This window comes from Legionella tunisiensis (assembly GCF_000308315.1).
Classification (GTDB): Bacteria; Pseudomonadota; Gammaproteobacteria; order Legionellales; family Legionellaceae; genus Tatlockia; species Tatlockia tunisiensis.
The window spans coordinates 1-8,817 of sequence record NZ_CALJ01000309.1; the positions used below are offsets into that span (position 1 = coordinate 1).

The following is an 8,817-nucleotide window of genomic DNA, read 5'->3' on the forward strand; positions in this document are numbered from 1 at the left end:
GTATAGCAAACATTATACGAAGTTATCGCGTAATAAACTTCGTATAGCATACATTATACGAAGTTATACGATATAGCAGATCGTTTGTTTTTAAGCAGTAAAACTATCAATGGTTATCGATACCGTATGTTTGATAAGTTAGGTATAAAGAATGATGTAGAACTTACCTTTCTGGCAATGAAACATCGAGTAATTGAACAGCCTAATGATGCTTTACATGATGAGCAATAAAGTAATAGCACACGTCACGTTAAATGTTGGAAAAAGGCGCTTCTGCGACAATTACATAAGCAACCAATCTCAATTACCCGGAACAACCAGTGTCTATAATTTAATAGATTTCTTTTAAAACTAGCTGCGTTGTAGAATTAATAACCCACAAGCCTCTTTATTGGATTGGGTACTGTGCATGAACGAAAAATAATTCCAGCTTCTTTGCATACATTTTTAGCTAATCTCACTAATGAGCCCGGTGTTTACCGTATGATAAACAGCGAAGGCACTGTGTTATATGTAGGCAAGGCAAGAAGTCTAAAGAAGCGGGTTAACAGCTATTTTACTAAACAAAATACTGGTGCTAAGACGCGCTCTTTGGTCAATCAAATTGCCTCCATTGAAGTGAGTGTGACCCGTAGTGAAACCGAAGCACTTTTGCTGGAAAGTAATTTAATTAAGGCATTGCGTCCCAAATATAATGTGCTGCTACGGGATGATAAATCTTATCCGTATATTCATGTTAGTCCTAATCATCCCTTTCCACGAATGGAATTATTTCGTAGTAAGAAAAAACCACTAAAAGGTGAGTATTTTGGTCCTTACCCAAGCGTGGCAGCTGTACGTGACACTTTAAATACCATTCAGAAGGTATTTAAAATTCGTAATTGCCGAGACAGTTATTTCAGTACTCGTTCGCGACCTTGTTTGCAATATCAAATCAAACGTTGCAGCGCTCCCTGTACAAATTATATTTCCACTAAGGATTATCAACGGTCAGTTAATGATGCAATTCGTTTTTTGCAGGGAAAATCTCAATTAATTCTTGATGAGTTGGCTAAACGGATGGAACAGGCTGTAGAGCGCCTCGCTTTTGAAGAGGCTGCTGTTTTGCGTGATCAGATCAAGAGTTTACGGCTCATACAGGAACAACAAAGTATTGTGCAATTACGTGGTGATGCAGATGTGATCGCCATTGAGGCACGGCCTGGTTTTGCCTGTATTCACTGTGTCACGGTACGCGATGGGCATGTGTTAACAAGCCAAAGTTTTTTCCCCTCTGTACCAATACTTCGTTTTGCCGAAGAGAATGATGACCGAGGTTTGTGGGAGCAGGTCTTTGAAGCTTTTATCGCTTTTTATTATGTTGATATGCCGGAAAGAATACCTGCATTGATCATTTCACATGAACCAATTACTGAACTTAGCCTTTTACAAACGATGCTCTCTCAATTACGCGGAAAAACTTGTCAAATTCAGATTTGCCCACGCGGTGTTAAAGCACGTTGGTTGGATTTCGCTCGGGATAATTTACGTTTGGCCATTGCTGATTATGTGGCCTCCTCAGCAACGATGAAGAGACGGTATCAAGCATTGAATGAATTGTTAGAACGGGAGGATGCTATTACACGGATGGAATGTTTTGATATTAGTCATACGCAGGGAGAAGCTACAATCGCCTCTTGTGTAGTTTTTGATGCTAATGGACCTTGTAAAAGTGAATATCGTCGATTTAATATTGAGGGGATTACGCCCGGTGATGATTATGCTGCGATGGAGCAAGCCATTTTGCGGCGGTTTAAGCGACTGGTACAAGAACAACATTTGCCTGATGTCTTGATTATTGATGGTGGTAAAGGACAGATTGTGGTTGCAAAACGCATTTTCGCTACTTTACAAATAGAAGGAGTAACTTTGATCGGTATTGCTAAAGGACCTGAACGAAAAGCAGGATGGGAACGGTTAATTTTAGCGACTGAAGAAACAGAAAGGACTTTACCGGCTGATTCACCTGCCTTGCATCTTTTACAACATATTCGCGACGAGGCCCATCGTTTTGCCATTAGTGCACATAGAAAAAAGCGGCAAAAGGCAAGTCTTGATTCATCTCTAGAAACAATAGAAGGTGTTGGGCCAAAGCGACGGCAAGCGTTATTGCGTCGTTTTGGTGGTTTACGTGAATTAGCGAAAGCGCCTCTTGATGAAATAGCCAAGGTTAATGGCATTAACCAAGAGTTGGCAACACGAATATTTCAACATTTTCACCACTAAATTCAAAGCTTCGGTAGCTCATCATTTATTTGATTGATATGCCTCTCACTCTTGCCGGCAATTTATAGGATTTTTCCGTTCACAAAAAGAATAAAAAGATATTTTTATTTCTAAATGCTTAAATTTTGATATTTAATTTCTTTGCTTTGCGCGTTGGAATCTAAGTTTTATATAATAAAAACATCTAGTTACATTAATTTCTCTGCAGTACTAAACTTTTTAACTAAATGACCGAAATAGTAGCTAGAAGGGGGAGTTGGTATTTAAGCACACTTCTTGCATCACAAAGATTACGTTAATTAGGGGAATCACGACATGAGAAAATTTGCCGGAGTGATTGCACTGATGATGGTGGCTTTTCAAGCCAAGGCAGTGAGTTATTATGGTACCGGGCTTTGTGCTTATCCGCAATACCAATGTATCAAAGTTGGGAGTGGACAAAGCTGGGAGAAATTATTTCCTGATGAACAGCAACGCGATATCGTACAGCGTTTAAATCGTTCTTATAATTATTTATGGGCAGGGAAGGTGATTGTTGTACCACGTAACCTGGCTCAAAAAACGCTCCTGGATTTTTCTCCATTCCCTTTAAAAATTGATGCCGAAGGCGAAAAACAAGTCATTGTTGACCAAGATAAATTGGCTTGGGGTGCCTATGATGCACAAGGCCAGTTGGTAAAATGGGGACCTATTTCTTCTGGTAGAGACAAGTGTTCCGATAGTGCGCGTTCCTGCAGAACGATGACTGGTATATTTCGTTTCTTTAGTAAGGAAAATGAGAAATGCCGTTCCAACGTTTATCCTATCGGTCGCGGCGGTGCAAAGATGCCTTATTGCATGTATTTCCACAAGGGCTTTGCCATGCATGGTTCCTTTGATATCCCTGGATATCGTGCTAGCCACGGTTGTATAAGAATGTTTACTCGCGATGCTCAATGGTTAAACCATGATTTTGTTGAGACATCTAATGAGAACAATAACTATTTGGGAACAAAAGTTATTGTTCGCCCAGTCATGATAAGTGAGAAACAGCAATGAAAAAGATAATTCAAATAAGCCTAACTGGTGCACTACTTTTATCTGTATTTTCAGCGCCTGCTTTCGCTGAGTCGGAAGAAAAAGATAATAATAAACTTCCACTAGGGTGTCGCGATACTGGGTATCAGTTTGAACTGAAAACATTGCATTTATTGCCGGGAAAAAGTGGTGATCAGCAATCGATGTATTTCTTATTTAATACCTTGGGTCAGCCGGTGAGCCTCTATCAAATGCGCGATGAAGAAAGCTCGCGTAGTATGTATTTAAATCATGCCATTCATCCTCGTCAATGGGCAGTGTTATCAACGAGTGAGAAACAGGTAAAATTTATTTGTACGATACCTGATAAGAAATCACGTTATGGAAAAATTGTGGATTGCTCAGAAAGTCTTACAGTCTGTGAATACACGAATGTACGTTATGGTTTAAATAATCGGGGTAACTATTGGATAGTAAATTCCAATACAAGAAATGGTGCATTAAGGGAAGTAGTGCGATACGGCATTATTCCTGCGCAGTAAACCGCAATTATTGCGGTAAACAAATAAGAGGGGAATTACCATGAAATCATTCGTACCATGGTTTTATCTGGTTGCTGCTACAGGAGGTCAAGCTGCTTTTGCGGTTAATGGCTTGGATGCTTATCGTCAGGGCAATTATCCATTGGCTGCACAAACGCTTATTAATCAGGCCGGTAAAGACCCCATTGCTGATTATTATTTAGGTCGTATGCGCCTCTATGGCTATGGTCAATTAAAAAATAATGCGATGGCACTACGTTATTTCAATCAGGCTGCTGAAAAAGGCGTTTTGCCAGCCCAGCAATTTCTTGCTCGTTATAATCTTATAGAAGCAAAAAATCCTGAGCAAGCCTTGTATTGGTTTAAAAATCGGCAGCGGCAGGAGACATACAAGCACAAATGTATTGTGCAGCTGCTTATATGTTTGGTCTTGGTACGAAAAAGAATCCCGATATAGCCAGACGCTATTATATCGATGCTGCCAAAAGTGGTAATGCGATTGCCCAATATACATTGGGGGATTATTTCCTGGATAGTCGTAATGGTCAAAATAAGAGGCTTGGTATAATTTGGTTAACCAAATCGGCTGATCAGGGTAATCCCAAAGCCCAATTAGCGCTAGGTGCACTGTATCTTGCTGGTAAAGTAGTGAGTCTTGACAAGATTAAGGCACAAGATTTAATAACAAAATCGGCAGCGCAAAGGTATGTGCCAGCGATGCTTATGCTTGGCGAAATGGCGATAAAAGAAAAAATTTCCAAACTGCCAAAGATTGGTTTACTAAAGCAGCGATTGAAAATGATGTTCATGGAGAACTTGCCCTGGCGCGTTTGTACTTGATGCCAGAGTCTAGTTTTAATAATGCAAAAACTGCTTTTATGTGGATGCTACAAGCAGCACAGAACGGTTCTAGTGAGGCGCAGGAAGCCTTAGCGTTAATGTATAAAGAGGGCACTGGAGTAGCTGCTGATGAGCGCTTGGCAGAACAATGGCAACTAAAAGCTAAAGAAACGGCTGCCCATGAAGCGCAAATGATAGCAAGCAAAGAAGCGATACGTTGGCTAAGTAATGATAAAATAAATTCCTTCACCAGTGATGAAAATTATCGTTTAGGTGGTATTTATAATGCCTGGAAAAACCCTCTTGCATTAAAGGAGAACAATTATAATCAGGCTCCACAAATGGAAGGAGTAACACGGGCTGAACTTTATAAACCACAATTTGTTATGGTTAAGCCCAATGAGATTGCTATTAATGACTATTTTGATCTTCTTGCGCCAAGTATGGGTAATAATCAACAAACAGCATTGAGTTTTCCGCGTTATCCTCTTGATCAACAGATAGAGGTTTTACAGCAAAATGAATCCCTGGTTTTACGGCATAAACCACGTGTATCAATGATTGATGAGGGATCTCCTTATCCTGATAAGGTTGGCCCACAACCTTTTGATTATATTGATGAAATAACTAGAGGATGGGAACATCAAGCTAATTATCAAGCCGTTCTTAGCCAACTGTATGGTCAGGCAATTCTTGGGGATTCGGATGCACAATTTGAGTTAGGACAGCTTTATCAATATGGGGTTGCTGTTGCTAAAAATCCACAGCAGGCAATTGTTTATTATGAGTTAGCTGCTGTGCAACAGGATGTACGGGCTGAATACAATTTAGGTATTTTATATCTGGAAGGACAAACAACCCCCGTTGATTATCAAAAGGGAATCAGCTGGATGACCGATGCGGCTTTTAAAGGGAATCCTTATGCTCAATATGTGTTGGCTTCCATTTATGAAAAAGGGTTCACTGCGCCTAATGGCACCGTGGTTGTTCAACCTGACATCCAACAAGCGATGGCAATGTATTATCTGGCTTCGGCCAATGGTTATGGTTTGGCGGAATATCATTTGGCAGACTATCTGGTTAAACAACCAAAGAATGGCTTAAGTGTTGCGGCGAAGAGAAATCGCACAAAACTAATTAAACGACTTTATGCGGGAGCAGTGGCAGATGGCGTAGCGGAAGCCCGTTTACCTTTGGCGTTTTATAATGCGATGGATGACAACCCAGAGAAGCAAGCGCAAGCGTTTGCCGTAGCCAAGGAAGAAGCGAGTACAGGTGATAGTCATGCTGCTTTGTTATTAGGAATGATGTTTGAAAGAGGTTTATCAGTAGCGGCCAATCAAGTAGAAGCTTTATATTGGTATCAGCAGACCGCTATGAATCCAGCCATTGCTTTTATTCTTGGTACTTATTACAGCCAAGGCATTGGGCTTAATAAAGATTTGCAAAAGGGAAGGGCGCTTTTACAACAAGCTGCTGATGCGAATTTTTCCTATGCCAACCTAAATTTAGCAGTATTGAAGCAACAATCAGGAGAATCATTCCTCGCTGATTTAGACAAGGCGCGTGAATTAGGTAATAGTAAAGCTGGTTTATTGCTAGCTGATTATTATCTGGCTCAAGCCAGTGATCCTGAAAAAATGCAACAGGCTCGTGATATTTACCAGCATTTTGCGGAGAAAGGGGATAAAGAGGGGCAACTGAAGTTAGGCTATCTTTATGATAAAGGTTTTGGTGGCCAAATCGATCGGGCAACAGCCGCAAAATGGTATAGTTTGGCTGCAGAGCAAGGAGAACCTGTAGCTCAATATCTGCTTGGTCAACTCTATCAATTGGGTCGTATAGGTACTCAACCAGATTATGCTGCTGCTAAAAAATGGTACGCAGCTGCACAAACTAGTTACCCCAGAGCATCAGTAGCACTTGGCTTTATCTATGATACTGTTGATGATAATTACTTGAAAGCATTAGAAAATTATCAATTGGCTGCGGAAAAAAATGATGCTGTAGGCCAATATAACCTAGGACTGGTTTATGAGGATGGTAAGGGCATGCCAGTTGATTATGTCAAAGCAAAGGATTTTTATACTAAAGCAGCAACACTTGGCTATAGTAAAGCAATGACACAACTTGCCGATCTCTATTTTTCGGGTGCCTTGGGCAGCAGAGACGAACAACAGGCTCTTCACTGGTATAAAAAATCAGCTGCTTTAGGAGATAGTGATGCACTGTATCAATTAGGTTTATTATCTGAAACAGGTGTCGCTACGACACTTGATTTTGCTAATGCGACCAGTTATTACCAACAAGCAGCAGCAAAAGGTAATGAAAAAGCCAAGCTTGCACTGGCACGGATGTACCAATATGGCTTAGGTATTCCTAAAGATAATGAACAGGCAGGCCGTTTGTATGAAGAATTGGCTGCAAATAATAATGCCTATGCACAATATCAATTAGCTCAAATGTATTTAGATGGTCTCTTGGGTGAGCGTAAGCCTGAGCTAGGAAAGAAATTATTAGAACAGGCCAGCGCAAATGGCAGTCAACAGGCTCGTAAAATGCTGCAGTGGATGGATGCACAACAGCAAGAGCGCTTCAGTTTCATTGAACCCATTTCCATGAACAAAGTACCCTCTTTAGCAGATAAATCCGCTGATTTAATGTACTTTGATGCCTTAAGTGAATGGAATAGTGGTGATGAGACTCATTCACGCATGATCTTGGATCGTTTAAGAAATCAATTCCCACAATATGTGCCGGCCAAACGTGCTTATGAACAATTAAATCAGCAGGATATTGCGTTCTCTGGCTGACTCAAATCGAAGTAACGAGTAAAACAATCACGCCTTCTTGAACGATGGCGTGATTGTTGCCTAACGATTAGATAAACATGCTTTCATTCAAGTAGATTCGAATAGTAATAATCACGTTAATTAACTTAACTACAAGAGCTCAATGCTTAATAAATTGTTTAAAAAATATACATTCATGTTATTCTTAAAACGGCTTTTTAGTATGAATTTTATTCACAAACCTTTTGATAAATAAATTAATTAGGGGAGTGGAGCTATTTGAGGGGATAGTATGTCATTCAGTAAAAGCGGCAAGGGGAACCTACCTAAGCTTCCGACAGAAATGTTGAGGGAAAGAGCCCAAAAAGAGGCTACACATGAGGTAGCGCAATTGCAGAGCTTACAACAAAAAGTCAGGAGAGACTTTCGTACTTGTTGTCGGGTTGCTAAAGAATTAGCAGAGCAATTAGATTTTAATGTCTGTGTTTATCACCCTGCAGGGGAAAAAAGCTATCATAGCCAGTGGGACTGCTTGGCTGACTTTGGCGTTCATGATCTAAGTGATCCACCCTGCGGGGGAATAGTCGTCTCTGTAGACTCATCTAATGAGAACCTTTGTAATGCTTTAAAGAGTATTGGTTTTAAAGAGTATGCCAAAGATTGGTCCTCAGAAGACAGAGGTGTCTCTGCTCTGCTTATTTCACCTTGGGATAAACAAGATGGGGTTCACATGACAAAGATTGAGTCTTTACCTGAGGATTTGGAACACGCATTAAACGTGAGTCCTAGTGCTTCTGTATAAGTGATTGTCCCTGTGATAGCTCTTTCCCAACAAATTTTTCTGAAAAAATAATTTTTGGTAGAGGGCTGTAGTTTTGTCTAAAAAAGACTTTGAGAAAAGAAACTTCTGTTTTTGATAGAGGAACCGAACCGGGATTCCCGGTTCGGTGTGTTACGTTACAGACTTAGAGCGACGGAAACGCCGAGGTTAGGCAGCCATAGCTTTAACACGCGCGCTAAGGCGGCTTTTAATACGGTTAGCTTTATTTTTGTGGATTAAGCCTTTACCAGCTGCTTTATCGATAATGGGTTGTGCTTTAGCATAGGCAGCACGAGCAGCTTCTTTATCACCAGCTTCAACCGCTTTAAGAACATTTTTAACGAAGGTGCGAAACATAGAACGCGCACTGGCATTGTGTTGGCGTAGCTTGATGTTTTGGCGCGCCCGTTTGATCGCTGATTTAATATTTGCCACTTAAGAATCTCCACTCATTTTCAGATGTCACAAAAGATGGTAATCATGCACAATGTGCCAGAATTTGTCAATATACCCAAAGAAATAGGTAAAGATGGAACTGAAG

Annotated in this window: 8 protein-coding genes and 1 pseudogene; 8 read left to right on the forward strand and 1 reads right to left on the reverse strand. The window is 40.5% G+C overall.

The window, feature by feature from the left end:
- Positions 1–69: 69 nt before the first annotated feature.
- From BN58_RS30275 to BN58_RS18560, 8 genes and pseudogenes are all read left to right on the forward strand, one after another.
- Positions 70–231: pseudogene (locus tag BN58_RS30275) on the forward strand (LuxR C-terminal-related transcriptional regulator); the annotation flags it as partial.
- 174 nt (positions 232–405) lie between these two features.
- Entirely contained in the window at positions 406–2,265 is a 1,860-nt protein-coding gene (gene uvrC / locus BN58_RS18540) for an excinuclease ABC subunit UvrC (protein WP_019218109.1), read from the forward strand.
- A gap of 315 nt (positions 2,266–2,580) precedes the next feature.
- Positions 2,581–3,303, forward strand: coding sequence for a L,D-transpeptidase (locus tag BN58_RS18545; RefSeq protein ID WP_019218110.1), 723 nt, complete (start codon positions 2,581–2,583; stop codon positions 3,301–3,303).
- On the forward strand, positions 3,300–3,824 hold the full coding sequence (locus BN58_RS18550) for a hypothetical protein (RefSeq protein ID WP_019218111.1): 525 nt from the start codon (positions 3,300–3,302) through the stop codon (positions 3,822–3,824). Before BN58_RS18545 ends, BN58_RS18550 begins: the two co-directional genes overlap by 4 nt.
- Before the next feature lie 40 nt (positions 3,825–3,864).
- On the forward strand, positions 3,865–4,281 hold the full coding sequence (locus tag BN58_RS35310; RefSeq protein WP_232220776.1) for an SEL1-like repeat protein: 417 nt from the start codon (positions 3,865–3,867) through the stop codon (positions 4,279–4,281).
- Positions 4,224–4,664, forward strand: a complete 441-nt coding sequence (locus tag BN58_RS35315; RefSeq protein WP_232220778.1) for a tetratricopeptide repeat protein — start codon at positions 4,224–4,226, stop codon at positions 4,662–4,664. The genes BN58_RS35310 and BN58_RS35315 overlap by 58 nt, the downstream gene beginning before the upstream one ends.
- A complete protein-coding gene (locus BN58_RS27140; protein ID WP_232220781.1) occupies positions 4,664–7,477 on the forward strand; it encodes a tetratricopeptide repeat protein in 2,814 nt (937 codons plus the stop codon). The genes BN58_RS35315 and BN58_RS27140 overlap by 1 nt, the downstream gene beginning before the upstream one ends.
- A 271-nt stretch (positions 7,478–7,748) precedes the next feature.
- Complete coding sequence (locus tag BN58_RS18560) at positions 7,749–8,258, forward strand: hypothetical protein (protein WP_019218112.1); 510 nt, start codon at positions 7,749–7,751, stop codon at positions 8,256–8,258.
- Positions 8,259–8,444: 186 nt separating this feature from the next.
- Here the strand turns inward: BN58_RS18560 and rpsT are convergent, their stop codons facing one another.
- On the reverse strand, positions 8,445–8,711 hold the full coding sequence (gene rpsT / locus BN58_RS18565; protein ID WP_019218113.1) for a 30S ribosomal protein S20: 267 nt from the start codon (positions 8,709–8,711) through the stop codon (positions 8,445–8,447).
- Positions 8,712–8,817: the final 106 nt, after the last annotated feature.

Coding starts and splice junctions, on each gene's coding strand:
- BN58_RS18550 (WP_019218111.1), top strand. CDS start 3,300: ATGAAAAAGATAATTCAAATAAGCCTAACTGGTGCACTACTTTTATCT.
- BN58_RS35310 (WP_232220776.1), top strand. CDS start 3,865: ATGAAATCATTCGTACCATGGTTTTATCTGGTTGCTGCTACAGGAGGT.
- BN58_RS35315 (WP_232220778.1), top strand. CDS start 4,224: ATGTATTGTGCAGCTGCTTATATGTTTGGTCTTGGTACGAAAAAGAAT.
- BN58_RS27140 (WP_232220781.1), top strand. CDS start 4,664: ATGCCAGAGTCTAGTTTTAATAATGCAAAAACTGCTTTTATGTGGATG.
- BN58_RS18560 (WP_019218112.1), top strand. CDS start 7,749: ATGTCATTCAGTAAAAGCGGCAAGGGGAACCTACCTAAGCTTCCGACA.
- BN58_RS18545 (WP_019218110.1), top strand. CDS start 2,581: ATGAGAAAATTTGCCGGAGTGATTGCACTGATGATGGTGGCTTTTCAA.